This window comes from Pseudomonas graminis, from assembly GCF_001705435.1.
Lineage (GTDB): Bacteria > Pseudomonadota > Gammaproteobacteria > Pseudomonadales > Pseudomonadaceae > Aquipseudomonas > Aquipseudomonas graminis_B.
In genome coordinates this window covers 137,671-163,646 of record NZ_MDEN01000062.1, presented here as the reverse complement: position 1 = coordinate 163,646, position 25,976 = coordinate 137,671, and the positions used below count along the sequence as shown (strand labels likewise).

Here is a 25,976-nt window from a genome sequence, read left to right as displayed (position 1 = left end):
TCAGTTCCTGATGGCCCAGAATTTAAGCTCCAGCTCGGCGAACTCACCGGACACATGGAACGCGAAACCGCCGGAGCGCTCCAGCTGCGCCAGGTCTTCGGAGCTGAGTTCGAGGAGGAAGTAGGTTTTGTTCGAATGAAACGCAATTTGCCGTGGCGCCACCGGCAACGGGGTGAGCTTGATGCCGGGCAGATGCAGGTTCACCAACTGGCGGATACGCTCCACCGGTGCAACCTTGAAATGCGCCGGCAGACGGTGGCGCAGTTCCTCGGAGTCGCAATGGGCACTCGCCGCCAACACAAAGGAGGCCGAACCCAGCAGCGTGCGATCGTGCAGCGGCGATACCGTGATGCCGTATTGACGCGGCTGCAGCACCAGTTCGATCGCGTGCTGCTCCAGCACCATCGACAGCATCTGCCGAAGCGCTTCCATCAATTTGCGGAAGCTTTCCCCTTGATCGCTGTGCCGATAGCGACTGTCCAGACGCGGCCGCTTGCTGTCGCTCGAGAAGGTCGCCAGATCGCCCAGCAGGGTCAGCAACACGCGGTAGAGTGCTTCCGGATGCACGTGCTCCAGACCCAGGTAGTGACGCAGCAGCAGTTCGGCGCGATTGATCAGCTGAAGCATCATGAAGTCGCCCACTTCGGCGCCGGCGACCGTGCCGCTGGCGCGGATGCGCTCGGCGATGCTGTCGCCCCGGTGACTGAGCATGCTGATGACTTCCTTCAGGCACGACAGCAGATAGCTGGAGGCATGGGACTGAAGGTAGGTCGGAACGAAATCCGGGGCGAGGCTGACCACACCGTCAGGGGTGGTGTCGAGCACATCGCAGATCTTCAGCTTGACGTACGCGTGGTCGCTCTGCTGTTCGCCCAGCAGCAATCTGAAGTCGGGCCGACCGCAGCTGACCTGACACGCCGCGTCATCACCTGCATTGGAATCGGCGACTTGCGCTTCGTACGCGGTGTAACGCGCCAGCACATCGGACTGCTCCGGACGCCGCGCCTCCACGTGATTGCCGGTGATCAACGGCAACGCCAGGTAAACAGGCGTGTTGCCGGTATTGGGCGGTATGTCGAGGGCCAACGACTGGGTGTTGCCGCCCAACTCGAACACACTGCCGTCAGGGAGAATGCCCGACGCCTGGCTGATGACCAGTTTGCCCATGTTGAGAAACTGCAGGTCGATCTCCAGCGTCAAGAATCCCCAGGCATAGCCACCCATCAAGCGAGTGCGGACTTTCAACTGGTGGTCGTAGTACCGGTCGTTGTGCTGGAAGTGCTGCGGACGCAGCAGCATGCCCTCCTGCCAGATGACTTTGTGAGTATTCATGGCTGGTCAACCGCCTCGGCGAGCGTTTCATGGGAAGGCCGAATGCCGTTTTCATCGAGGGTCAGATCGACGTCGGTGGCGGCTTGCGGCGCGAGGTAAAGCGTGGAGCGCCACGACGCTTGTGACAGGTCGCGGTACGCCGCCACAACACCGACGTAGCGACTGCCCTTGTGCACGCTGAGCTTGAGCTCGACCGTTTCGCCCGGGCGCAGCTCAAGCTCCTCGGTGGCGACCAAGTCCGGCGCCAAGGACTCTTTGGCCCGCTCATACAGGCTGAAAAAGTCAGCGTTCTCGAAGGCCACTGCATGCTCGAGCTCGTACAGCCGGACCACAACGGGTGACGGCCGGCCGTTCAGATCGGGATTCAGCTGATCGCTGGCCATGAGCCTGAGGTTGAGTTTGGTCAGGTGTGAGTACGGCGACAGCGTCGAGCAACCTGCCAGCATGAGCAGAGCAATCAACGCAGTCAGCGTATGTAGGAAGACAGTTGAACGGCGAGACATGCGCTTCATCCCTGGTGATCTGTGTGGAGGGTGGAAATCAGACGAATTTGCTCTTCATAGGCCTGGGCGAAGTCCCGCGCCAGCAAGCGTTCACTCCAGTCATTGTCCTGGCGCAACGCCTGGTGGTAGCGGCCGAAGGCTCTCCAGCGACTGCCGGAGGTCACGAGCAGTGGCGGGTTATCGCGCTCGAATCGCAGGGCGAGTTGCTCGGGTGAAAAATGTTCCAGCGTGGCGCGGGCTGCTGCGCGACTGGCGGCCAGCAAGGCCACCTGGTGCGCCTGCACGTCATGGAATGCCCGGTTTATTGCCAGCTCGGCAGGCAGTTGCCCGGGCTTGCCAGGGCGCAACAACGCCGACAGTGCTTCTTCAGCATCAACCGCCGACTTCAGCGGATTCCGCTGAGCGCCCTGCACGGTTGTCTGGGACAGGCGCAACTCGTTTTTCAGCTCGCTGCGGGTGTGCAGGTTCTGCTGCAGACCGCCAATGCACTGTCTGAGCAAACGGCCGGCATTGAGCGCCAGCATTTCCCGGGCATCCTGATCAAGCCCGTCGAATTCGATGCCCAGCGCTTCGGCAAACCGGGTCCAGAAGTCATCGGTCTGGCGCTCGACTTCACTCACTGCAGGCGCCGGTGGTGGCTGTGCCGCGGGATCTTCGACCAGCTCTGGCACGCGCAGGCTTTCCATGTCCACCCGGGCATAGTCCGCACGCTGTTGACCGTCCTTGATGGCGCCACCTGGCGAAATGAGTTCGTCGATGTTTGAGTGGACGCGCTCCTGCTGATCGAGCGCATTCAGCGGGTCGAGGTCCAGAAACGAGTCGTCCGGGATGATGCTGCCGGCCGCATAAATACGACCCACGTCACCGTCGAATGAGGCCGGGTCCCGTGTGAGCCGGGCACGCAGTTCGAAATCGCCCAGCACATACAGACTCCCATGCTCGATGAGCACGGCCTGTCCCTTGGGCAGCCTTGTCCTGCTCTCCCCGCTCAGCACGCCATTGCTGCTGGTGTCGGTGAGATAAAAGCGGCCATCGCGGTAGCTGATCAGGATGTGGTGGTGGGACACGTGCCGATTGCGGTCAGGAATGACCCAGTCGCAGTCCTCGCCCCGTCCGATCACGCCGCCCGCCTGCCTGAAGGTTTTTTGGCACTGCTCTGCAGGCACAAACTGCCGGGCGCTGAGCATCTCGAAAACCAGTTCCATGGTGATTCTCCTGGCGGTCAGTAATTGCGGTTGGCCGCCTGCGGATCACCCAGCGGGCGATAGCTGTTGTCGTTGAACGTGTAATTCCCGCTGCAACCCGAGAGGCCACAGAGGAGAACAAGGGTGAGCAGAACAGCGTTCCGGTGATGAGCAAACATCAGAGGGTCTCCAGGGGTGAGCACCAGGCGCCAACGGTCGGCGCGAGGGAAAGCAAGTGGGAAAGAAATGGTTCGGGGCTACGCATTGACTTCACCCGGATTGATATTGAGGCGGCCAAGGCGGTACAGCAGCGTGCGCCTGGGCAGGCCAAGCTCGCGGGCGGACAGGGTCTGGTTCCCCGCGTTTTTACGCAGGCAATCGAGCAGCAAGCCGCGTTCGACCTGCTCAAGACGTTCGCGCAGATTCAGGCGGGCATCATCAGGGGCGGCCTGCGCGCGCAGGGTGAAATGCTCGGCGAGCAATTCGTCGCCTTCACACAGCAGAACGGCGCGTTCAACCAGCCCCTTGAGTTCGCGAACGTTGCCAGGGAAGGCATAGCCAGAAAGATAATCGAGCGCGGCGTCCGACCAGCGCAGTGCATCCCGTTGCAGAAATGCGCAAGCCTTGTCGGCAAAATGTCGGGCGAGATCGACGATGTCATCGCCGCGCTGACGCAGGGCGGGCAACTCGATGGGGAATTGCGAGAGACGGTAGTAGAGGTCTTCGCGAAACGTGCCTTCCCTGACCATGACCGATAAATCCCGGTGGGTCGCTGCAAGGATGCGCACGTCTATCTTGTGCGTATCGTTGCAGCCCAGCGGGCGTATCTCGCCCTCCTGCAGCACCCGCAGCAGCTTGGCCTGCAGCGACAATGGCATGTCGCCGACCTCATCGAGCAACAGGGTCCCGCCGTTGGCAGCGTCGAACAGCCCGGCGCGATTACGCAGGGCACCGGTGAACGCCCCTTTGCTGTAGCCGAACAGCTCGCTTTCCAGCAGGCTTTCGGGCAGTGCCGCGCAGTTCTGCACAATAAAAGCCTGAGAGCGACGCGGACCATGGTCGTGGATGGCACGTGCCACCACCTCCTTGCCCGTGCCCGTTTCTCCGCACAGCAAAACGGTATACGGGCTGTGCAGGACTTTACTGATCATCGAACAGGTCTGGCGCAGGGGCGCGCTTTTGCCGATCAATCCATAGGCGCTGATGCTGGGCACACTGACGGGCACGGGTCGTGAGTCATCGGTACGGCGTTTCAAGCGCTGAAGAAGGTGCAATTGGCGCAGCACGAACGTGCCCAGTCGGCCGAGGGAGTCGGCAAAAGCGTGCAACTCGAGGTGTCGAGTGCTCGCGCAGACGAGCAAGCCTTCCACCTTCTGCTTATCACTGACGATGGGCACACACAGCAGCGACTGCCAGGGCACGGCTCTGGTCGGCAGGAACCTGGTTTCATGCAGGCTGCCCGGCAAATCGGCAAGGCACACAACGCGGTTTTGGCACAGCGCAAACTGCAGCAGCTGCTCATCGTTGTAATCGGCGGGCAGGTTTTGTCCCTCGCGGGGTTGCAAGCTGCCCTCAAGGCACTCGGCGGTCATCCCCAGACCCGTATGACCCGCGTCCAGCAGATAAAGCTGTGTCAGCTCGCACCCGCTCAAATCGGCGAGCCCCAGCGCGAAACCGCCCAGCAGCGCCGCATCGTCGCTGGCGCAGGCGAGCCGGGCGAATTGCTCCAGCAACGCTTCGGCGTAGGCCAGCGGCTGCGGGACCTGAATGAACATCGCGCCCACCTCAGGCAAACTCGCAGGTCACGGCGGCTTCGTGATCGACGGTTGCGTGCACGGACGTGAGACGTTGACCTGCCGCCATCGCATCGAGCAACCGGTCAGCCACCTGGGGCAGTACGTGAAGCTCCAGCAAGTGGTCGATCAGACGTGCGCCGCTGTCACTTTGGCTGCAGCGCTCCACCAGATGATCGACCAGCGCCTCGGAAAAGGTGAACGCCAGCTGACGGCGATTCAGACGCTCGCCCAGGCGTCCCAGTTTGACCTCGATCAATTCGCGCAGCACTGACCCGCTCACGGGGTAATAGGGGACGACGCGCATGCGGGCCAGCAGCGCCGGCTTGAAGTGACTCGCGAGCACCGGACAGATAGTGTCCTCAAGCACCTGCGCAGCGGGACGCGCGCCGTCGGCACAGAGGTCACTGATGAGGTCGCTTCCCAAGTTCGAGGTCATCAGGATCAGCGTGTTGCGGAAATTGATCTCCCGCCCTTCCCCGTCGTTGGCCACGCCCTTGTCAAAGATCTGATAGAACAGATTCAACACGTCCGGATCGGCTTTTTCGACTTCATCGAGCAGGACCACGGAATACGGTCTCTGCCGCACCGCTTCGGTGAGCATGCCGCCCTCGCCGTAACCCACGTAGCCCGGCGGCGCACCAATCAGACGCGAGACGGTGTGCTTCTCCTGGAACTCGGACATGTTGATGGTGGTGATGAACCGCTCGCCGCCATACAGCAAGTCAGCGAGCGCCAGCGCGGTTTCAGTCTTGCCCACACCGCTCGGCCCGACCAACAGGAACACGCCCACGGGTGCGTCAGGTTTGTTAAGACCGGCTGCAGTGGCCCGCATCGAACGATCAAGGGCGTGCACCGCGTGCTCCTGACCGCGAATGCGGGCGCTCAAGTCCCTTGAAAAGCTGGCGATTTTGGCGTTGTGCTCTCGCGCCAATTGCGCCAAGGGCACGCCGGTCCAGGCACTGATCACTTCGGCGACAAGCCGCGGGCAGACTTCGAAGCTCACCAGCCGCTCCCGGGCCTGGGCCTGAGTCAGGGCGAGGTGAATCTCATCGCGGGCGGCTTGCAGGTCTTCGACAGTGTGCGGTTCATCGACATCAACCGCCTGCGCCATTCGCTGACGCAGCTCCAGCAGGCGCTCGGCCAATCCCTTCTGTTCAAGCCAGAGTGACTCGAGCGCAAGGCGTTCTTCATCCGCAGCGCGCAAACGGTTTTCCAGTGCATCCAGTGCCGGATGATCAATGAGCAAACCGGCTTCGGCGTCACGACGCAGCGCCTGACGCTGGCGGCTGCCTTCAGCCAGTTCATTGCGCAGACGCTCAAGACGTTGGGGGGCGGCGGCGAGGCTGATGCGAACGCGTGCGCACGCCGTGTCGAGCACATCGACGGCCTTGTCCGGCAACTGGCGGCCGGCGAGATAGCGGGCAGACAACTCAGCAGCGGCGACCACTGCGTCGTCCCGCAGATAGATGCCGTGGCTCCGCTCGTAAACGTGAGCAAGGCCACGCAGGATGGTCACAGCTTCATTGATGGTCGGTTCGTGCAACCGCACCGGCTGGAAGCGGCGGGCCAGCGCCGGGTCTTTCTCGATGTATTTTTTGTATTCGGTCCAGGTCGTCGCAGCGATGGTGCGCAGTTCGCCACGCGCCAGGGCCGGCTTGAGCAGGTTGGCCGCATCGGAGCCACCCGCCTCCCCCCCGGCCCCGATCAGGGTATGGGCCTCGTCGATAAACAATATGATCGGTTTGGGCGACGCCTTGACCTCGTCGATCACGCCCTTGAGGCGACGTTCGAACTCCCCTTTGACGCTGGCGCCGGCCTGCAACAGCCCCATGTCCAGCGACAGCAGCTCAACGTCCTTTATTGCCTGCGGCACTTCCCCGGCGACGATACGCGACGCCAGCCCTTCAACGATCGCCGTCTTGCCGACACCGGCATCACCCACCACGATCGGGTTGTTTTTCCGCCGACGGGCGAGAATATCCACCATTTGCCGAATGGCGTCGTCACGGCACAGCACCGGGTCGAGCCTGCCGTCTCGGGCCTGTTGGGTGAGGTTATGGGTAAAGCGGGTCAGCAGTGACTCGCCGGCCGCATCGCGGTTGCCGGCGTCGGAATGGGCCTTCTGTGACAAGGCGAATGCTTTCAAGCGCTCGATGTTCAGTCGGGCGAGCAATGCCTGATAGCGGCTGCCCGCGTAACGCATGGGGTTGCGCAGTAACGCAAGGATCAGCGCCCCTTGTTCAACCTGGGTCTGGCCCAATTCAAGGTTGGCGACCAGCAGCGCATCCTGCAGCCACTGCACCAGTTCCGGGGCAAATACCGGGCTGCGGGACGCACTGTGTTCCATCCGCATCTGCAACGCGGCGCCAAGTTCACCCGCGTCCACGCCGGCATCCTGCAGCGCGCGGGACAGCAGGCCCTGTGGGCGCTCCAGCAAGCACAGCAACAGGTCCTCGACAAGCACCTTGCTACCGCCGCGTCCCACGCAGCGCTCGGCGGCGTGCTCCAGGTCGCGACGGCTTTCGGCGTCGAGCGCCTGAATAAGTTGTTGCAGGTTGATGTTACTCATCGTTCGGCTGTCCTTAATGATTGGCTGCCCAGGGTGACCACGCCGTCCGCGCGGTCGCGGCCCAGCCAACTGGTCCATCCAAGGCGACACGCGTTCTGACCGGCCAGGCGCAGTTCGCGAATTTCTTCCTGACGCAGCGCCAGGCGAACGTCGTAATCAAGCGGGTCACGCAGCGTGAATCGCACCAATGCGCACAGCGGTTGGTAACCCGCGCCGATGGGCAGGAACTCGTGGAAACGCTGCCAGCCAAGCTCTCGAACATGAATGCGGAATTTGCCACTGCGGTCGCGGACGTGTTCGCCAAGCACCAAGTCCTCGCCGAGCTGGCTGTTGGCTCGGCCAAGGCTGTTGCGCTGCTCTTGGAGAATGTCCACGCGACGCTCCATGCATTGTTCAATCGTCAGTGCTGCGTGTTTGAAGTAGTACCGCAGCACCGCCTCGATCAGCGCTGCCGAATGCGCGCGCAGGCTGAGCAAACCCAGGTAGGGCAGCAGTCGCTTCCAGTTCAGCTCCCGCGCCTGTCGAATCTCCTCGCTGCCCAGTCCGATGAGCGCGAACAACTGCGACGAAAACGGATCGATCGCGCCGCTTTCAAAACAGGCGCGGTAGCGGTATTTCTTCCAGATCGGCAGCATCAGCCGATGCAGGCGGTGGTGAAACAGGTCCAGGAACTGGCGGGTCGGGTTGCCTTCCTCGCTGTCGCCCAATGCCTGCTCGCTATAAAACGCAGGCAAAGGCGATCCGGACCCGACAAGTCCCGGCAGGTTGAAGCGCAGGCGTGCACGCATCAGCCCGGACGCTTCAAAAAACTCCACGCGGTCCACATCACTGCCCGGAAAGCCAAGGCTCGGGTTGGCCTGGAATTCCAGCTGGTCATACAGGTCGTCATCGCTCAAATGCGGGTGCGCCATGCGCAGCCGGTCGATGACCAGCAAGACGGCCTGAAACAGCGAATATTCGCGTATGCCTTGGGTCAGCCCGCTCAAAGCAGGGGCTGCAGGCCCATACGGGGTGTCCATTGGTACACCTCTCCCTGTGTGCTTTTCACGCGCAGCTCGTGATACGAATTGAGGCTGGCGTAAAGCGCAAAAAACTCATTAAGAACGGAGGCAAACACGAACACGTCGCCCTCGCCGATATAGCCGTGCGGGTCGATGGTCAGCTCGGTGCGCAACCCGCGTACCGGCAGCCCTTTGTGCAGCCGGTCGACATGCTGGTGCCGGATCGACTTGAGCCCGCCCAGCAGGCGCCTGCTGACCTTTTCTGCGTGCGGGTCGTAATAGCGCGGCAAGTCGTAGGTTTCGAGGATCACCTTCAAGGCGTTGACGTCCGCCAGGGACAGGTAGTTAAGCGACATGTTGCTGATCAGCTTCCACAGGAAGTCGCGGTTCAGCGGCGGCGCATAACTGGGCGTGGCCGGGGTGATATTGCGGAAGGTCAGACCTTCCGGTGTCTGTTCGCAGGCGATGCAAATGTCACCCAGCTTGAGCTTGCGCGGCAGGTTCTGATGGGTGCACGTCATCTCGATCGACAGTGTTTCAGAGGCTTCGGTGTGACGGATGCCGAAGCTCAGGTAGGTGTCGAGCCCATCGTGCAGCGACGATGAACGCTGGCGAATGCTGTAGTGCGGACGGCGGTTCGGCACATCGAAACTGGGGTCATGCTCAAAGGACTCGAAAGGCACGTAGGTTTCGTAACCCAAGCCACCGGGCTTCCAGCCGATCACCGATTCGACCGAAAACACGCCGCAATTTTCCGGGCTATAGAGCGCCGGCATCAGCAGGTACTCGTCCTGTTTGCCCTCGAGGCGGATCGGCGTGGCGTCATGTTTGAACAGGTTCACGATGGGCGTGCAATGGAGCTTGACGTTGTCCAGCGTCGGTCGCAGGCGCTGCACACCGCTCTTGCGAATGTCGAAACGCAATTCAAGCCCGCGTAGGCGTTTGAGCGTTTCTTCCGGCAATGCAGCGAGCAGGTCCAGACCATTCACGTCCACAAACAGAAACTTGTCCTGGAAAGCGAAGTACTCCTGCAAATAGCGGTAACCGCGGAAGGTATTCAGCGGATACGGGATCAGCGCTTCGTCTTCGGCAAATCCCACGGGCTGGATACGGTCGCCAGGGATGCTGAATGACATGGGCAGGCCATTGACGCCCTGGATGGGCTTGCCGTCCCCGTCCAACGGCACCAGCTCGATCCTCTCGATATTGCGCAGAAGGCTCAGATAGAGCATCTGGCTGATGTAACGCTCGCCGGCAAAATGCAGGCGCAAACGGCTCAATTGCAACTCACCAAAATGGCCTTCGCCGCTGGTCTCCAGCCGCAAACTCAACAGTGAGCCCTCGCCCTTGACCGAGTACGTCAGTGCGACCAGATCGAGCGCCTGGACATCGGTCGGGTAGCAGGTGCGGAAGCGACACTGCACGCCATCGATCGGCACGCTGTCCACCGGCGTATCCCGCTCCACCCTCAGCGCAGGCCCTGCCAGCTTCAGCGGGTCAAATTGCAGAATGCTGAAGGCAGGCAGCGGCTGCATGTAGTTGGGCCACAGCAGTTGCATCAGCGAATGACTGAGCTCGGGCAGCTCGTCATCGAGCTTCTGTCGCAGGCGTCCGGTCAGGAACGCGAAGCCTTCCAGCAGCCGCTCTACGTCAGGATCCCGTCCGGCCTGCCCCAGAAAAGGCGCCAACGCCGGGCTGCGCTCGGCAAACAGACGACCTAGCTGGCGAAGCGCGGTGAGCTCGCTTTGGTAGTAGTGGTTAAAGGACATGGTTTTACCTTCGAGCGCAGCTGTTTGGTTCAAGGGTGGTCGTTGCGGAAAACCGCCTGCTGGTGCCTTCCGTCATCGGGTGCAGTCACATGCAGCGTGTCCTGACATCAGGCTTTTCTGTGGTTGACCTGTACCTGACCGCCGCCCTCCAGGCAGGCGGCGAAAGTGACCTGACGCTTGAAACCCTCAACCTCCAGCAGCCCCTCGATACGAAAGGCGAGCCGAAGCTGATCGTTTTCGTGGGGCAGCGCGATGACCTGGACGCTGCTCAAGCGTGGCTCGTAGGTTTCGATGAAAACCTCAATAGCGAGCCGCGCGTTGGTCAACGCGTCATGAAGGCTTAAACGCATGTCGTTGAGATCCGGCAGCCCGTAGTCGATAAGCGTCTGAACGCTGCCCGCACGGGTGCTGAGCATCTTGGCCAGATGGGCAGCCACCGATGCCGTCGCAGCGTCTTCGCGGCTCCAGCCAACGCGCTTGTCGGCGTCGCCACCCAGGCGTTCAAAAAGGCTGCCGTACCCAGTCATGCGTCGACCCCCTTCACTCTTTGTCCAGCTTGCCCACCAGCGACAGGGTGAAATCGGCGCCCATGTATTTGAAATGCGGGCGCACGTTCAGGCTGACGCGATACCAGCCGGGTTCACCCTCCACGTCACTGACGATGATCTGCGCGGCACGCAGGGGACGCCGACCACGGACTTCAGCGCTCGGATTCTCCTGGTCGGCAACGTACTGGCGAATCCACTTGTTCAGTTCCAGTTCGAGGTCAGTGCGTTCTTTCCAGGAACCCAACTGCTCGCGTTGCAGGACTTTCAGATAGTGAGCAAGACGGTTGACGATCATCATGTACGGCAGCTGGGTGCCGAGTTTGTAGTTCAGCTCCGCCGCCTTGCCCTCCGCGCTGGTGCCGAAAAACTTGGGTTTTTGAACCGAGCTGGCGGAGAAGAACGCCGCGTTGTCCGAGCCCTTGCGCATGGTCAGGGAGATAAAGCCCTCCTCCGCCAACTCGTATTCACGCCGATCACTGACCAAGACTTCGGTAGGGATCTTGGTTTCGATTTCACCCATGCTTTCGAAGTGGTGCAGCGGTAAATCTTCGACTGCGCCACCGCTCTGGGGGCCGATGATGTTCGGGCACCAGCGGAATTTCGCGAAGCTGTCCGTCAGCTTCGTACCGAAGGCGTACGCCGTGTTGCCCCACAGGTAGTGCTCATGGCTGTTGGCAACGGTTTCCTTGTAGACAAACGACTTGACCGGATTCTCCTGCGGGTCGTACGGGTTGCGCAGCAGGAAGCGTGGCACCGTCAGGCCCACGTAGCGGGCGTCTTCCGACTGACGGAAGCTCTGCCATTTGGCGAACTGCGGGCCCTCGAAATGATCCTTCAGATCTTTCAGGTCTGGCAGGCCGGTGAAGCTTTCCAGGCCAAAGAACCTGGGGCCGGCGGCGGCGATAAATGGCGCGTGGGACATGCAGGCCACGCTGGAAACGTACTGCATCAGCTTCACGTCCGGGGCGCTGGGGGACATGAAGTAGTTGGCGATGATCGCTCCCACAGGCTGCCCACCGAACTGACCGTACTCGGCGGTGTAGATATGCTTGTAGAGACCGGCTTGCATGACCTCGGGGGAATCTTCGAAATCTTCCAGCAAGTCCTCTTTGGACACGTTGAGGATTTCAATCTTGATGTTCTCGCGAAAGTCGGTCCGCTCGACCAGCAACTGCAAACCACGCCAGGACGACTCCAGAGACTGGAAGTCCGGGTGGTGCAAAATCTCGTCCATCTGACGCCCCAGCTTGGCATCGATCTCGGCAATCATGCGGTCAACCATTGCCTTCTTCACCGGCTCACCCGCATTTTGGGGTTTGAGCAGTTCCTCGATAAACGCCGACACGCCGCGCTTGGCGATGCCATAGGCATCCTCATCCCGAGGCAGGCGGGTTTCGGCAATGATGCTGTCGAGAATGCTGAACTCGCCGGGTTCTTTGCCCTGCTGCTGCGCTGGTGTAGTACTCATGATGTTGGCTCCTTGGCAGATGGACTCAGGTGTCCTGGGCGGCGGCGTTCAAACCCAGCTCGCCCAGCACGCGACCGCGGGACTCGTCGTTGGCGAGTACCCCTTCAATGGCTTTGCGAAAAGCGGGCGCGTTCCCCAGCGGTCCTTTGAGCGCCACCAGGGCGTCGCGCAGTTCCATGAGTTTTTTCAGTTCCGGCACTTGGTCCACCAGCGAGGCCGGATTGAAGTCCTTCATCGACTTGACGTGCAGTTGCACCGCCAACTCCTCATTCCCTTCCTCCGCTTGGAGACGGTTGGGCACGCTCAGCGTGAGGCTCAGGGCCTGCTTCGCCAGCACCTCGTCAAAGGTCATCTTGTCGATGCTGATGGGCTTGCGCTCTTCGACTTTTCGCTCGTCTTTTCGTAAGGTGTAATCACCGATTGCGAGCAGCTTCAAAGGCAGCTCGATCTCTTCCTGCGCACCCCCCGTGGCGGGCTTGAACGTGACGTTGATACGTTCTTTGGGGGCTACCGATCCTTCTTTGGCCATGGCCGTTCTCCTGGTAATTAGGGCCCTGGGGCCTATTCAAGTACGACTTCGAGGTCGAGGTGGCACAGCCTGCGATAAACCTCTTCCTTGCGTTCCCGGGCGCCATGACCCTGGGGCAGCAATTCGAAACAGCTGTGCAAGAGATGCAGCACCTGCAGCGCAAGATCAGGCTCCCAGGCATTGATGCCTGAGTCCTGCAGGGTTTGGTCGAGGGTTTCGAGCAGGGTCTTGGCGAGTTCGTATTTCCTGGCGGTGAAGCACAACCGGGCCAGGGCGAATTGCCAGAAAAATCGTGCACGCTCGCCCCGGGCGCTGTGCAGGCCCTGCTTCAGGCGCTGGACAGCGGCCCTGAGGCCGTCATCGCGCAGCACCGAGACCGCGCACTCCAGGGCGTCTTCCCAGACCGGCTGGTTAACTGTGGTGTCGACGCTGCGAGGCGCGCTGGCAGCCTGCAGGCGAGGTGTGACGCTGGCGCCAATCCAGGCGCGAGTCGCAGGGTCCGCAAACGGGGTGCCGTCGTGAAAACGAAGCTCGATGACCCCGGGGAGCCGCTGAATCAACAGCGCGAACTGGATTACTACCTCACGCATTGCCACCTCGGCTTTCAGCGCGTGCAGGCACTCCCAGACCATTCGCTGGCCATCGAACCAGAACGGCGCCTTTGCCAGACTCGCCTCCAGCTCGATAATCAGATCGGCGTAGCTGCCCTGATCGTATCGGTCTCGATAACATTTGAGCTTGTCTGCCGGGAGCCCGCGCAGCGCGGTGATGTGCTCTGAGTTGCGCTCCGGCAATGCCTCGATCGGCAACCACAGCAATGTCCGGTTCAAACGCAACGCGCGCAGATCGCTGGCTTTCTGCTTGAGCCACCAGGCACACAATGAGCGCCCGCTATCCTGCTGAAACCGCAGGGACTTTTGCGCGTCTTTCTCGCTGTCGATCAGCGCAGTTGAGGGGAGCGGCGGAGTGGCAGACGGCTTGACTGGCGCATCAGCGCCTCCGGCAATCCTGGCGTCAGGCAGGTTGTGAACCGTGTGCCGGGCCATGTTTTTCAAACGCCGGGACACCGGCAAGAGCAACGGTGCATCGTCGCCCATGTGCTGTGTGAACACCGCATCAAGGTCTTCGAGCATCTCGACGAGGCGACTGAACAGCGGCGACTGCTCTTTGATAGCGACGTCATCAAACAGCACTTGCTCAAGACGGGGGAGCAGCCAACCGATGGCTGCGGAACGGGTGCGGGCCTTGACGGGATGAACTTCATCCCAGTGGCGTACGCAAAGATGGTGAAGAAGCCCAAGTCCTGCCAACAGCCCCTGGAAAGATTCACGCTGATACAGGGCCCACGTCAGCCAAGCCCCGACGCGCAAATCTTTGGATTGGGTGCGAAGCAGGTTTTCACTTTGTTCACGCACGTTCAGCCAGTCGATCTGGGCCGTTTCATGCATGGACTGAGCTTTATTAACCTCGTTTTCCAACGCCTCGTATTCGTTTGAAAAACGAATGTCTTCACCCGCGAAGCTCACAGTGGATATGCAGGCTTGGGCAGCTTCAAGATAATATTCAGACAGTGAACTTGAATAAGACATTCGAGATCTTCAGCGTAAAAACGCGCCAACGACAGACACTTAAATCGGCGAGCCTGACGAAATTAAAATACAAGCGAAGTGGGCAACCGACATGTAACAAAACGTCTACCCATCAGAGGCCGCGAATAGTACTCAGCGGTAATTACACTATCAAGCTTTCTATAAACGCGATATTTCCACTAGCCTTGTAGGAAGTTTCTCTGAATACCGGAGATTCAGAGAGACTTCTTTCATAAATCTTTTTTATCGATGATCGAACGGCGGAAAACACAGGGTTCAGAGGTCAGAACCGGAGCCTGGAGATCATGCAGCCCCCCATGCCTGGCTGGATCATTCTTACTCAGCTGCCTGCACTCACTCGCAACAAGCACTATCACTGGGCCTCCATGCGCAAGAAGTTGCGCACTGCCTGAACGAAAAATCGCTGAGCGATAACTTGCAGCCCTTATATCCCGACCTCTGTAGGCAAATGCGCAAGAAGTTGCGCAGCGCTGTGCAACTTCTTGCGCACATCACGGCAGAAAACTTCCCCCTTCACCGGCAAAGAACCGTTTAATCCCCATCAAACCCATGTTTTACAGGGATGAGTTCTTACATGGCACGAAGCTTGAACTAACACCACTGTCCACCAGGCGAACTGGCTGTTGGGCACTTTAATTTATGAGGCAAGGAGCATCTTCATGGCAACACCAGCGTACATGTCCATCACAGGCACCAAGCAGGGCCTGATCACCGCGGGCGCTTTCACCGCAGACTCGGTCGGCAACACGTTTCAGGAAGGTCACGAAGATCAGGTCATGGTGCAAGGGTTTCAACATGAAATGATCATCCCCCGCGACCCGCAGTCGGGTCAGCCGACCGGTCAGCGTGTTCACAAGCCGGTCAAGATCACCAAGGTGTTCGACAAGTCTTCACCGCTGTTGCTGGCAGCCTTGACGTCGGGCGAACGCCTGACCGAGATCACTATCCAGTGGTATCGCACCTCGGCGGCAGGCACACAGGAGCATTACTACACCACTAAACTCGAGGATGCGATTATCGTCGACATCAAAGACTACATGCACAACTGCCAGGACCCGTCGAACGCTCACTTCACCCATCTGGAAGACGTGGAGTTTACCTACCGCAAGATCACCTGGACCCACGAAGTCTGCGGCACGTCGGGCTCCGATGACTGGCGCTCGCCGGTGGCTGGCTGAGTCCGGCTGACCCTCAAAATCCCGGCCGGTAAGACTGGCCGGGATTTCCGAGCCTTCGCGGCGCGGGCTAGCGGATTTTGCGGCAGATGCGCTGTCCAACCCCATGTTCGCGGGATCGGCTGCACATCCGTCCCGCGCCCTGTCAGCCCGCGACCGATGTGCTCGCCTGGAGGCCCCATGAATCTGCACACGCCCCTGACCGACGATGCGGGCTCTGCCCCTCAGCAGGACTGGTTCTCACAGGAGCACCGCGCCCGGATCGACGAGCTGATTGCCAGGCTCAACACCAGTGACACTCGGGAGAGCGTGTCGCGGTATCACGCCATGGCCGAGGGGTATTTGTTGGGACTGCTGGACAGCTATCACGTCAGCGTCGAGCACCACGACGCCGTACGGCAATACCTGCACAACCTGGCCATTGCGCGGTTGAAGGCGGTGAAACCGAAGCTGCGCAAGTGAGCCTGCACGGCTCAGCCAATGATGATCGTGCCGGCCGCAATGACCACGCACGCGAGGATCTTGCGCACGGTCAGCGACTCGCCCAAAAACAGATACCCGAGCAATGCGGCAAACAGCACGCTGGTTTCGCGCAGTGCCGACACGGCCCCCATCGGCGCAAGAGTCATCGCATAGATGACGATGCCGTAAGCAAGCAGCGACACCACGCCTCCGCCCAACGAGGCGACCAAACCGGGCCGGACCGTCAGCAGACTGCGTGCGCCCCGCAGACCGATGTAGGTGATCGGCATCAGCACACCCCACAGCGCGCACATCCACACGGTGTACGCCATCGGCGCGCCGGACAGACGCCCGCCGATGCCGTCCGTCACGCTATAGGCCGCAATGAAACAGCCGGTGCCCAACGCATACGGAAGGCTGGCCGTGTCCAGTTTCCGGCCTTTGAACGCCAGAGAAATAATCCCCGCTGACACCAGCGCAATGCCGATCATCGCGCCGGTCTCGACCACCTCCCCCGCAAATAGCGACGCACACAGCGTAATCAGCACCGGCGATGAGCCCCGGGAGATCGGGTAGGTTTGCCCGAGGTCGCCGCTGCGGTAGGTGCGCACCAGAAACAGGTTATAGCCGACATGCAGCAGCGCAGAGAGCACCGCGTAAGGCCAGCTCTCCGGCGCCGGGGCGTTCATGAACAGTACCCCGGCCAGGCTGACGACGGCCACCGCCACGCACATGATGGTCATTGACCAGAGCTTGTCATTGCCGCCGCGCAGCAACGCGTTCCAGCTGGCGTGCAGCAGAGCGGCGAAGAGGATTAACAGAATGATATGGGTCGGCATGGGGCGGATCTTAGTCAGGCTGACCCACAAAACGGAAGCGAAGTCTGCTCATCGAATCATGAGCAATTGCTCATGCCTCAGCCATAACTAAGCCCGGCTGCGGTCGACTCCCTGATCAACCAGTCGCGAAAACTTGCCACATGAGGCTGCGTTTCGACCCCCTTCGGGCAAACGAAGTAATAGGCCACCGGCGAGGGAAACGGCACGTCGAACAACCTGATCAAACTGCCGTCGCGCAGCTCTTTCTCCACGTGGCCACTTCGAACAAGAGCGATGCCCTGCCCTAACAAGGCCGCCTCCACGGTCATGTTGGTGTCGGGAAAACGCACGCTCTCCTTCAGCGAGGTGACGCCCAGGCCGATGCTCTGAAACCACACCTCCCATTTGGGCACCAGGTCGGAACCGTCCCGGGCCAACAGCGGATAGCGCAACAGCTCGGCCGGCTCCCGGGGCATGTCGAAGCGCTTGAGCAAATCAGGGCTCGCCACCGGAAAGATGTGCTCCCTGAACATGAATTCCGAGTGCAGCGCGGGGTAGTTGCCGCCACCCAGACGGATCGCCACGTCGGCCTCGCCGCTGGCAAAGTTGATCGCGGTGTCTGTGCTGTCCAGCGTGACGAGGATTTCCGGGTGCAGCTGGGACAGATTGGGCAGGCGCGGCAACAGCCATTTGAGCGCGTAGGAATAGGTCGTGCTGACCTTGAGCCTGACCCGGCCGTTCTCTTCCCGGAGGTCCGCAAGCGTCGCCTCCAGGTTCATGAAAAACGTCCGCACGATGGGCGCCAGCGCTGCACCGGCCGGCGTCAGGCTCAACGTCTTGCCACGCTGAAACAGCTGCACGCCCCAGATGTCTTCGAGATTTTTTAATTGGTGACTCACGGCACTTTGGGTAACGTGCAGCTCCTCGGAGGCGGAGGTAAACGTCCCGTGACGGGTGGCAACTTCGAAGGCGCGCAAGGTGGCGGTGGGTGGCAGGTCTCTCATTTGATCGGGCCTCGCGGGCGTGAACGCAGCGGCTCACACCATGAATGACGACTCATGGTAGAACATTATTCAGATCGACAGAGGGAACGACTTACTTATGACCGGGCAGATCATCTACAGCGTGAAAGGCGAGAGCGACGAACTCAAGGCGGCAGTCACCAACGCTCAGGCCACTTTCAAGTTCTTCTGGCGCGAAACCGCCAAGCCCATGACCGCGCCGGAGCTTGCTTTTCGGGAAGGCCGCCAGCGTTAAAGTGGTGCCTGCCGAAGAAGGCAGGACGCTCATCAGTCATCGATACTGAACCAGTGCGCTCAGTCAGCGACAGTGGGTGAAAAACCAGGTGCAGGACCGGCTTTAGCCGGGAAGCCTGTAGATGGACCGCCGCAGGTGGCCGCGACTCAAAGCAAGGTCGCCCCGGGCCACTCGCGCTTCTCCACCAACACCCTCACCACATCCCGAATCACCACCCGGACCGCCAGCGCCGCAGGCGAAAGCTCGTCGTCCGGCAAACTGGCCAGGGTGTTGCGGCGCATCAGGTGCTTCTCGTGAATCTGCACCACACACAATCCCGACCCGGCAAAGCGTGCCGCCGCAGCCCCGGGCTGAAGGGTGGCGGCGACGCCGTGGCGCACCACGTCCATCAAGGTCGCCAGCCCGTCGATCTCCATCACCACGTTCAACGGCATGCCGGCCGCTTCGAAAGCGTTCGCGAGGGTGGCGCGCAGGCCGTGGCCGCTGCTCGGCAGCACCAGAGGAATGTCGCCGATCTGCGCGAGGCTGAGGGTGTCGCCAGGGGGAATGCCGGGGAAGCCCGGGGCGTGCAGCAGGGTTACGGCTTCGTCGAGCAGCGGAATCATGGTCCAGCGCCGGGCGATGTCGGCCTGGAACACCACGGCGAGGTCCAGCTGTCGCGCGCTGAGCTGGCTGGCGAGGTAGCCGGAGAGCATCTCCACCAGGTGCAGCTGGATGTCCGGATAACGCGCGCGCATCGCTTCGATCAGCGGCAACGCCAGGACGCTGGCCGTGGTCGGTGGCAGGCCAACGCTGACGTAGCCGCGCATCCGCCCCCGTTGCGCGGCCTGCACGGCGGCGTCGGCCTGGCGCAGGGTCAGTTGCGCATGGTGCAGAAACGCCAGGCCCGCCGCTGTCGGGCTGACGCCGGTGGAGGTGCGATTGAGCAGGCGCGTGGCCAACTCGTCTTCGAGCTTGCTCATCTGCTGGCTCAAGGCGGACGTGCCGACATTCAGTTCCAGGGCGGCGCGCCCCAGGCTGGTCATCTCGACGACTTTGACGAAATAGCGAAGTTGGCGCAGTTCCACAGGGGCTCCTCGTTGAGCTATGACGCAAGCTGCGGAAAGTCAGCCGTCAAAGGATACGTATTCCGAGCAGCCTAACCCTTTACTAAAACTAAAGCCCCCTCGCCTTAACCCGCCTTTCGGCCAGCGGCGCCTGTCCCTACTGTTCATCACCGCCAGTTGCACTCTGTCCAGCGCTGGCGTGACGAGGAGTGATGATGGTTGATGTTCTGGTGATCGGCGGCGGTAACGCGGCCTTGTGCGCCGCGTTGATGGCCCGGGAAGCCGGTTCCAGCGTGATGTTGCTGGAAGGCTCGCCGAAAGTCTGGCGCGGCGGTAATTCGCAGCACACCCGCAACCTGCGCTGCATGCACGATGCGCCGCAGGATGTGCTGATCGACACCTACCCGGAAGAGGAATACTGGCAAGACCTGCTCAAGGTGACCGGCGGCCTGACCGATGAAAAGCTGGCGCGCATCGCCATTCGGGCCTCCGCCACCTGCCGCGACTGGATGCGCTCCCACGGCGTGCACTTCCAGCCACCCTTGTCGGGCGCCTTGCACGTGGCGCGCACCAACGCGTTTTTCATGGGCGGGGGCAAAGCCCTGATCAACGCCTATTTCCGCAGCGCCGAACGTCTGGGCATCCAGATTCGCTACGACGCCCAAGTCACTGACATCGAGATGAAGGACGGCGCGTTCGTCGCCGCTCACGTCGGTGAGCGGGAGGTGGATGGGCAGTTGCTCCCCGCTGAGCGCATCGAGGCGAGGTCTTGTGTCATGGCGGCGGGCGGTTTCGAATCCAACCGTGAGTGGCTGCGCGAAGCCTGGGGCCAGAACGCGCGCGGAGAATGGCCGTCGGACAACTTCCTGATTCGCGGCACGCGCTTCAACACCGGCGTTTTGCTACGGCGCATGCAGGACCTCGGCGCCGACATCATCGGCGACCCGACCCAGGCACACATGGTGGCCATCGACGCCCGCGCCCCGCTCTACGACGGCGGCATCTGCACGCGGATCGACTGTGTGTCTCTGGGCGTGGTGGTCAACCGCGACGGTGAACGTTTCTACGACGAAGGCGAAGATTTCTGGCCCAAGCGCTATGCGATCTGGGGACGTCTGGTGGCCGGTCAGCCGAATCAACAAGCGTTCTCGATCATCGACCAGCAAGCCGTCGGCCGCTTCATGCCGCCGGTTTTTCCGGGCACCAAGGCCGACACCCTGGAAGCGCTGGCGGGGCTGCTGAATCTGCCGGAAGCGACCTTCGTCAAGACCGTCGAGGACTACAACCGGGCCTGTCAGGTCGGCACCTTCGATCACACCGCCCTGGATGACTGCCACACCGAAGGCCTGACGCCGGCCAAGACCCATTGGGCCCGGCCGCTGGTCAAGCCGCCGTTTTACGCCTACCCGCTCAAGCCGGGGGTGACCTTTACCTACCTCGGGCTGGCCACCAACGACACCGCCGCCGTGCACTTTCAGGGCAAGCCCAGCCCCAACCTGTTCGTCGCTGGCGAGATGATGGCCGGCAACGTATTGGGCAAGGGTTACACGGCGGGCATCGGCATGGCCATCGGCACTGCGTTCGGCCGTATCGCCGGCGTGCAGGCAGCCGCCTCAGCGGGCTTCGGTCCCTCTTCAGCGAAATCGGAACGCCGACATGCAACTGTTTGATCCACAGGCGCCGAGCGCCTTGATCCCGGTCCTCAACCTGCAGGAGAGCGAAGTCGAGCGGCAGATGACCATCTGCAACGCCTGCCGCTACTGCGAAGGTTTCTGTGCGGTATTCCCGGCCATGACCCGTCGCCTCGAATTCAATCAGGCCGACATTCATTATCTGGCGAACCTGTGTCACAACTGCGGCGCCTGCCTGTCGGCCTGTCAGTACGCGGCGCCCCACGAATTCGCGATCAATGTGCCCAAGGCCATGGCCAAGGTGCGTCTGGACACCTACGCCGAATACGCCTGGCCCAAGGCGCTGGGCACGTTGTACCAGCGCAATGGCTTGACCCTGGCGCTGGCGTCAGGGGCCGGTCTGGCGTTTTTCCTGTGCTTGACGCTGATGGTCATGGGCAACCTGTTCACCGCGATGCCGGGCGGCAACTTCTACGGGATCTTCCCGCACAACACCCTGGCCCTGATGTTCGGCGCGGTGTTCGGCTTTGCCGTGCTGGCCCTGGGCATTGGCGTGCGCCGATTCTGGCGCAATGTGTCGCCCGCACAATCGACGCTGCCATTGAAGGCCAGCGCTGCATTGGAAGCGACGGCCAACGTCGCCCAGCTCAAGTACCTGGACGGCGGTCACGGCGAAGGCTGCACCAACGCTGACGATAAATTCACCTTGTGGCGCCGGCGTTTTCACCACTTCACCTTTTACGGATTCATGCTGTGCTTCGCCGCCACCGGAACGGCGACGCTGTATCACTACTTGCTCGACTGGTCGGCGCCCTACCCGATTTTCAGCCTGCCGGTGATGCTCGGGGTGGTTGGTGGCATCGGCCTGCTGGTGGGCCCGGCCGGGCTGCTGTGGATGAACCTGCGGCGCAACCCGGACCAGGGTGATGAAAAGCAGAAGCCCATGGACCGCGGCTTCATCGCCCTCTTGATGCTGGTGAGCGGCAGCGGTCTGGCCCTGCTGGCGTTCCGCGAAAGCAGCGCATTGGGCCTGTTGCTGGCCATCCATCTGGGACTGGTCATGGCCTTCTTCCTGACCATGCCCTATAGCAAGTTCGCCCACGGCATCTTTCGCAGCGCCGCGTTGCTCAAGTACTCCATCGAAAAACGTCAGCCGAATCCGATCAACGCGGGCAGTGACTGAAGCCCGCAACACCGATGCACACACGTTGCCCACTCCATAAAAACAAAGAGTCCTGATTAGCCATGAACAGCACCCCCACCCCCGAAGCCACGCGGTCGCGCGCCGCGAAAGTCGGCGCCATCATCCGCGTCACCAGCGGCAACTTTCTCGAACAGTTCGACTTCTTTCTGTTCGGGTTCTACGCCACCTACATCTCCCAAACCTTCTTCCCGGCCAGCAGCGAGTTCGCCTCGCTGATGATGACCTTCGCCGTGTTCGGCTCCGGCTTTCTGATGCGTCCGCTCGGCGCGATCGTGCTGGGTGCGTACATTGACAAAGTGGGTCGGCGCAAAGGCCTGATCGTGACGCTGGCAATCATGGCCTGCGGCACGGTGCTGATCGCGCTGGTGCCGGGTTACGCCACCATCGGCGTCGCTGCACCGGTCCTGGTGCTGCTCGGACGGTTGCTGCAGGGCTTTTCGGCGGGGGCTGAGCTGGGTGGCGTGTCGGTGTACCTCGCCGAAATCGCGACCCCGGGCCGCACCGGCTTCTACACCAGTTGGCAGTCCGCCAGTCAGCAGATCGCAATCATCCTCGCCGCCGCGCTGGGCTACGGCATCAGCACGTATATGCAGGCCAGTGAGATCGCCGCGTGGGGCTGGCGCATTCCGTTCTTCATCGGCTGCGTGATCATCCCGTTCATCTTCGTGATCCGTCGCTCCCTTGAAGAGACCGAAGCGTTCAAGCGCCGTTTGCACCATCCCAGCACCCGCGAAGTGTTTCGTTCGATGCGCGAAAACTGGCGCACGGTGCTGGCCGGCGGGTTGCTGGCGTCGATGACCACCACGACGTTTTACCTGATCACCGTGTACACCCCGACCTTCGGCCGAACCGTGCTGCACCTGAGCACCACTGACAGTCTGGTGGTGACGCTGTTTGTCGGGCTGAGCAATTTCATCTGGCTGCCCATCGGTGGCGCATTGTCTGACCGCATCGGGCGTCGGCCCCTGTTGCTGGGCATTTCGCTGCTGTGCATCCTCACGGCCTACCCGGCGATGCACTGGCTGGCGGAAGCGGCAAGCTTCGAGCGGCTGCTGGCAGTCTTGCTGTATTTCTCATTCTTCTTCGGCATGTACAACGGCGCGATGGTCGCAGCGCTGACCGAGGTCATGCCCCAGGAAGTGCGCGTGGTGGGGTTCTCGCTAGCCTTCAGCCTGGCAACGGCGGTGTTCGGCGGCTTCACCCCGGCGATGTCGACCTTTCTGGTGCAGGCGACGGGGGACAAAGCTTCGCCGGCGTTCTGGCTGATGTTTGCGGCGATCTGCGGATTCGGTGCGACGCTGGTCTTGTATCGCCAGCGCGCGCAGGTCGTTGCGGCGGCGCCGTGATTCGCTGAGGCGATGGGCGACAGTGTCAGGCAAAACGTCCCGAGCCACCGTCGCCCTCCCTTGGGCTGTTGACGATCAACGCTGTCAGGCTGCAGATACCGCGGCTTTGCTGATGTCTGCCGCTGAGGCCAACTTTTCCACATCCCAACAGGTACGCATCAGCTTCCGAGCCTGGCTGTCCGGCAATATGCCTTTGGCCAGGTCGAGGAATTTCGCCTCAAGCTGCTGATCGGACATGGGGACCTCGACGCTGCCGAGTGCATGTTCGATGAATTTGTGCAGGGTGCGCCCGTCGTTGAGCGTGATGGTCATGTCGACCTGCTCCGGCCTGATCGCCGGATCCACCGTCGCCACGACCTTTTCCCGCAGGGTGATCACCGCCGGGTCGAGCACTGCCTGATCACTGTACTGCCGCTCCCCGGCCGCGCCCTGAATGATGGCCACCGCAACGGAGTGATAGATGCTGAACTTGCCTTCAAGGCCGATTTTCGGCGTCTTCTTGCCGGTGAGTTCGATGACCAGCGGGTGGACTTTCAATTCGACCCTGGCGATCTGGTCGGCGGTCAGCGTGTACTGATTGCGCAACTGGATGGCCGCATCGAGGGCCGGATGAATCACGATCCCGCACGCAAACGGTTTATAGGTGTTGAGCGCCGCCTCGTAGTGGGTGCCGAGCCCTTCAGTGATCTGGCTGAAGTCCTGCTTGGTGCTGATGGTGTGCGCCCAACCGCGTTTGGCCTCGATCATCCCGTCCGAACTGGTGAAGTTCTGCGCCGCCAGCAGGGCTGCGAACAAGCCGTTACTGGCCGCGCGACCTGGATTGAAGCTTTTGTTCATGGAGCCGAAGGACTCCCGCAGCCCTACCGGTTGTGATGCGGCGAGGCCGAGCGCCCAGACCATTTGCTGCTCAGTGAGCCCAAGCAGCTTGCCCGCCGCCGCGGCAGCACCGAATACCCCCGCTGTGCCAGTGATATGCCAGCCGACATCGTAGTGGTTTGGGTAAACGGAATTGCCAATGCGGCATTCGGTTTCAACGCCGAGTATCAATGCATTGAGAAACTCGGTGCCCGAAACCGGGCGGTATTCCGACAGCGCAAGGATCGCCGAGACCACTGGGCCCGCCGGATGGATGATGGTTTTGAGATGGGTGTCATCGAAATCGAAAATGTGGCTTGCCACGCCGTTCAGGAAGGCGGCGTTCATGATGTCGAAGCGCTCGGTGCGACCGAGCAGACCGGCCTGAGCCGCGCCCGAGAAAGGCTTGAGCGCCGCAATGGCGCGTTCCACGGTTTCGTGATGAGACCCGCCCACCGCCACGCCGACCCAGTTCAGCAGGGTGCGGCACCCTTCTTTGCGGACGTTCTCCGGCAGATCTGTGTACTGCGCTTTGACCAGATAAGCCGCCAGCAGGCGGGTCACGCCCTCCCCATCCGACGGCTCATTCGTTTTAGCGGCGATGGAGGCGTTTGAGACAGCGGCGGCAGGCTGGGCGGCGAAGACAAAGCCCGGTGCAGCGCTGGCGACAGAGGCAACGGCGCCAGCCTTCAACAGGGTGCGGCGGTTAAAAGGGTTCATGGGTGATCCTGTGCTTATGATTATGTGGATGCACGTGCGAGTGCGCACCGGGTCATCATGGCGTACAACCCTCCCCAAGTTAATTGCAATAATAATGGGAACTTATGCATGGCCAACATGAATGTGGAGATGGGCGATTTACGTGCGCTGGTGGCGGTTGCCGAACTGGGCAGCTTCAGTGCCGCTGCGAAAGAACTGCACCTCTCCCAGCCAGCGTTATCCCGGCGCATTTCAAAACTGGAGGCCAACCTGGGCGTCCGTTTGCTGGAACGGACCACCCGACGCGTTGAACTGACCGCAACCGGACGCGAGTTCTCGCGCAAGGCGCGGCTGGTGGTGCACACGTTCGAGGAGTCAATGCTGGGGATAAGCGAGGGCAGCGGCAGGATGCGCGGCGAGGTGACCATCGCCTGCGTGCCCACAGCGCTGAACCATTGCCTGCTGGGCACGTTGAAGGCATTTCAGCAGCTGTATCCGCGCATTCTGGTTCGAGTGCTGGACGACGGCGCGAGTGACGTGCTGTCTACTGTGGTGCGCAATGAAGCCGATTTCGGTGTGAACTACATCGGCGCGCAGGAGGCCAACCTGCAATTCACGCCGATCTTCAAAGAACGATTCGTGATGATCTGCCGCCGCGACCATCCCCTCGCCACCCGGGCATCCGTCACCTGGGCGGACCTCAATCGCCACGATTACATTGCCGTCACCAAAGCCAGCGGAAATCGGCTCCTGCTTGACCTCGCGCTGGCGGGCGTACCGGAACTTCCGGAGCCGCTCTGTGAAGCCAGGCATGTGCGCACGGTGGTGGACATGGTTGCTGCCGGGCTGGGGGTCGCCGCAGTTCCGCAACTGGCGATCCCTGCGCACCTTGCCCATACCGAGTTATGCACCGTTGCGCTGACAAGGCCAGTGGTCAATCGCACCATCGGGCTGATCAGGCGCAGAGACAGAATTCTCTCACCCGCGGCCGAGCGCGCTTACCAGATGATTGCAGCCGCCGCCTTTGCGCAGTGAACTCACGGTCGACGAGGGCCTGGACGCTGGGGGTTGGGCTATAACCCTGCGCCCTGCTTTGAAGCGCTTCATGACCGAGCGCCCCACTGCGGAGCCATGCCGTGCAGACCAACGCCAGCGAAGGCCGTCAACCCGGTGA

General features: G+C 61.4%; 23 protein-coding genes. 7 read left to right on the top strand and 16 right to left on the bottom strand.

The genetic code is table 11. The annotated features are described in order from the left end of the window. From tssK to tssA, 12 genes are all read right to left on the bottom strand, one after another. Positions 1-1,332 (bottom strand): type VI secretion system baseplate subunit TssK, encoded by a 1,332-nt coding sequence (gene tssK / locus BBI10_RS12810; RefSeq protein WP_065988886.1) that lies wholly within the window; start codon positions 1,330-1,332, stop codon positions 1-3. After that, a complete protein-coding gene (gene tssJ, locus BBI10_RS12805) occupies positions 1,329-1,835 on the bottom strand; it encodes a type VI secretion system lipoprotein TssJ (protein WP_065989072.1) in 507 nt (168 codons plus the stop codon). The genes tssK and tssJ overlap by 4 nt, the downstream gene beginning before the upstream one ends. Positions 1,836-1,840: 5 nt before the next feature. Beyond that, a complete protein-coding gene (gene tagH / locus BBI10_RS12800) occupies positions 1,841-3,040 on the bottom strand; it encodes a type VI secretion system-associated FHA domain protein TagH (protein ID WP_065988885.1) in 1,200 nt (399 codons plus the stop codon). A 17-nt stretch (positions 3,041-3,057) separates the two neighbouring features. Continuing rightward, positions 3,058-3,198 (bottom strand): type VI secretion protein, encoded by a 141-nt coding sequence (locus BBI10_RS12795; protein WP_065988884.1) that lies wholly within the window; start codon positions 3,196-3,198, stop codon positions 3,058-3,060. A 78-nt stretch (positions 3,199-3,276) separates the two neighbouring features. Continuing rightward, on the bottom strand, positions 3,277-4,794 hold the full coding sequence (locus BBI10_RS12790) for a sigma-54 interaction domain-containing protein (RefSeq protein WP_065988883.1): 1,518 nt from the start codon (positions 4,792-4,794) through the stop codon (positions 3,277-3,279). Positions 4,795-4,804: 10 nt separating this feature from the next. After that, on the bottom strand, positions 4,805-7,384 hold the full coding sequence (gene tssH / locus BBI10_RS12785; protein WP_065988882.1) for a type VI secretion system ATPase TssH: 2,580 nt from the start codon (positions 7,382-7,384) through the stop codon (positions 4,805-4,807). Beyond that, positions 7,381-8,403 (bottom strand): type VI secretion system baseplate subunit TssG, encoded by a 1,023-nt coding sequence (gene tssG / locus BBI10_RS12780; protein ID WP_065988881.1) that lies wholly within the window; start codon positions 8,401-8,403, stop codon positions 7,381-7,383. The genes tssH and tssG overlap by 4 nt, the downstream gene beginning before the upstream one ends. Then, complete coding sequence (tssF, locus tag BBI10_RS12775) at positions 8,367-10,154, bottom strand: type VI secretion system baseplate subunit TssF (protein WP_065988880.1); 1,788 nt, start codon at positions 10,152-10,154, stop codon at positions 8,367-8,369. The genes tssG and tssF overlap by 37 nt, the downstream gene beginning before the upstream one ends. Before the next feature lie 107 nt (positions 10,155-10,261). Next, on the bottom strand, positions 10,262-10,681 hold the full coding sequence (gene tssE / locus BBI10_RS12770; RefSeq protein ID WP_065988879.1) for a type VI secretion system baseplate subunit TssE: 420 nt from the start codon (positions 10,679-10,681) through the stop codon (positions 10,262-10,264). A gap of 13 nt (positions 10,682-10,694) precedes the next feature. Beyond that, complete coding sequence (gene tssC, locus BBI10_RS12765) at positions 10,695-12,170, bottom strand: type VI secretion system contractile sheath large subunit (protein WP_065988878.1); 1,476 nt, start codon at positions 12,168-12,170, stop codon at positions 10,695-10,697. 25 nt (positions 12,171-12,195) lie between these two features. After that, a complete protein-coding gene (tssB, locus tag BBI10_RS12760) occupies positions 12,196-12,699 on the bottom strand; it encodes a type VI secretion system contractile sheath small subunit (protein WP_065988877.1) in 504 nt (167 codons plus the stop codon). A 32-nt stretch (positions 12,700-12,731) separates the two neighbouring features. Next, the gene (gene tssA / locus BBI10_RS12755; RefSeq protein ID WP_065988876.1) at positions 12,732-14,288 is read right to left on the bottom strand and encodes a type VI secretion system protein TssA; all 1,557 of its coding nucleotides are present in this window, start codon (positions 14,286-14,288) and stop codon (positions 12,732-12,734) included. Positions 14,289-14,968: 680 nt separating this feature from the next. Here tssA and BBI10_RS12750 point away from each other — a divergent pair. Both BBI10_RS12750 and BBI10_RS12745 read left to right on the top strand, forming a co-directional pair. After that, on the top strand, positions 14,969-15,487 hold the full coding sequence (locus tag BBI10_RS12750; protein WP_065988875.1) for an Hcp family type VI secretion system effector: 519 nt from the start codon (positions 14,969-14,971) through the stop codon (positions 15,485-15,487). Between the two features lie 177 nt (positions 15,488-15,664). Then, positions 15,665-15,946, top strand: coding sequence for a hypothetical protein (locus BBI10_RS12745; RefSeq protein ID WP_065988874.1), 282 nt, complete (start codon positions 15,665-15,667; stop codon positions 15,944-15,946). Between the two features lie 11 nt (positions 15,947-15,957). On the opposite strand, the gene BBI10_RS12740 is transcribed toward BBI10_RS12745, so the two are convergent. Together BBI10_RS12740 and gcvA are read right to left on the bottom strand one after the other, a co-directional pair. Further along, on the bottom strand, positions 15,958-16,785 hold the full coding sequence (locus BBI10_RS12740; RefSeq protein WP_065988873.1) for a DMT family transporter: 828 nt from the start codon (positions 16,783-16,785) through the stop codon (positions 15,958-15,960). A gap of 77 nt (positions 16,786-16,862) precedes the next feature. Further along, positions 16,863-17,768 (bottom strand): transcriptional regulator GcvA, encoded by a 906-nt coding sequence (gcvA, locus tag BBI10_RS12735; protein WP_065988872.1) that lies wholly within the window; start codon positions 17,766-17,768, stop codon positions 16,863-16,865. A 97-nt stretch (positions 17,769-17,865) separates the two neighbouring features. Here gcvA and BBI10_RS27565 point away from each other — a divergent pair, with 97 nt between their 5' ends. After that, positions 17,866-18,021 carry a hypothetical protein gene (locus tag BBI10_RS27565; RefSeq protein ID WP_167355792.1) on the top strand — a complete coding sequence of 52 codons (156 nt, stop codon included), beginning with the start codon at positions 17,866-17,868 and terminating at the stop codon, positions 18,019-18,021. A gap of 146 nt (positions 18,022-18,167) precedes the next feature. On the opposite strand, the gene BBI10_RS12730 is transcribed toward BBI10_RS27565, so the two are convergent. Then, entirely contained in the window at positions 18,168-19,088 is a 921-nt protein-coding gene (locus BBI10_RS12730; protein WP_065988871.1) for a LysR family transcriptional regulator, read from the bottom strand. A 194-nt stretch (positions 19,089-19,282) separates the two neighbouring features. Here BBI10_RS12730 and tcuA point away from each other — a divergent pair, with 194 nt between their 5' ends. The 3 genes from tcuA to BBI10_RS12715 all read left to right on the top strand — a co-directional run bounded on the left by tcuA (position 19,283) and on the right by BBI10_RS12715 (position 23,248). Beyond that, positions 19,283-20,737: an FAD-dependent tricarballylate dehydrogenase TcuA gene (gene tcuA, locus BBI10_RS12725; protein WP_065988870.1), complete on the top strand. Its 1,455-nt coding sequence runs from the start codon at positions 19,283-19,285 to the stop codon at positions 20,735-20,737. Then, a complete protein-coding gene (tcuB, locus tag BBI10_RS12720; RefSeq protein ID WP_065988869.1) occupies positions 20,724-21,881 on the top strand; it encodes a tricarballylate utilization 4Fe-4S protein TcuB in 1,158 nt (385 codons plus the stop codon). The genes tcuA and tcuB overlap by 14 nt, the downstream gene beginning before the upstream one ends. A gap of 62 nt (positions 21,882-21,943) precedes the next feature. Then, positions 21,944-23,248 (top strand): MFS transporter, encoded by a 1,305-nt coding sequence (locus BBI10_RS12715; protein WP_065988868.1) that lies wholly within the window; start codon positions 21,944-21,946, stop codon positions 23,246-23,248. 84 nt (positions 23,249-23,332) lie between these two features. On the opposite strand, the gene BBI10_RS12710 is transcribed toward BBI10_RS12715, so the two are convergent. After that, positions 23,333-24,823, bottom strand: a complete 1,491-nt coding sequence (locus tag BBI10_RS12710) for an MmgE/PrpD family protein (RefSeq protein WP_065988867.1) — start codon at positions 24,821-24,823, stop codon at positions 23,333-23,335. Between the two features lie 117 nt (positions 24,824-24,940). Between BBI10_RS12710 and BBI10_RS12705 the strand changes: the two genes are divergently transcribed. Beyond that, entirely contained in the window at positions 24,941-25,837 is an 897-nt protein-coding gene (locus BBI10_RS12705) for a LysR family transcriptional regulator (RefSeq protein ID WP_065989070.1), read from the top strand. The last annotated feature ends 139 nt before the right edge of the window (positions 25,838-25,976 follow it).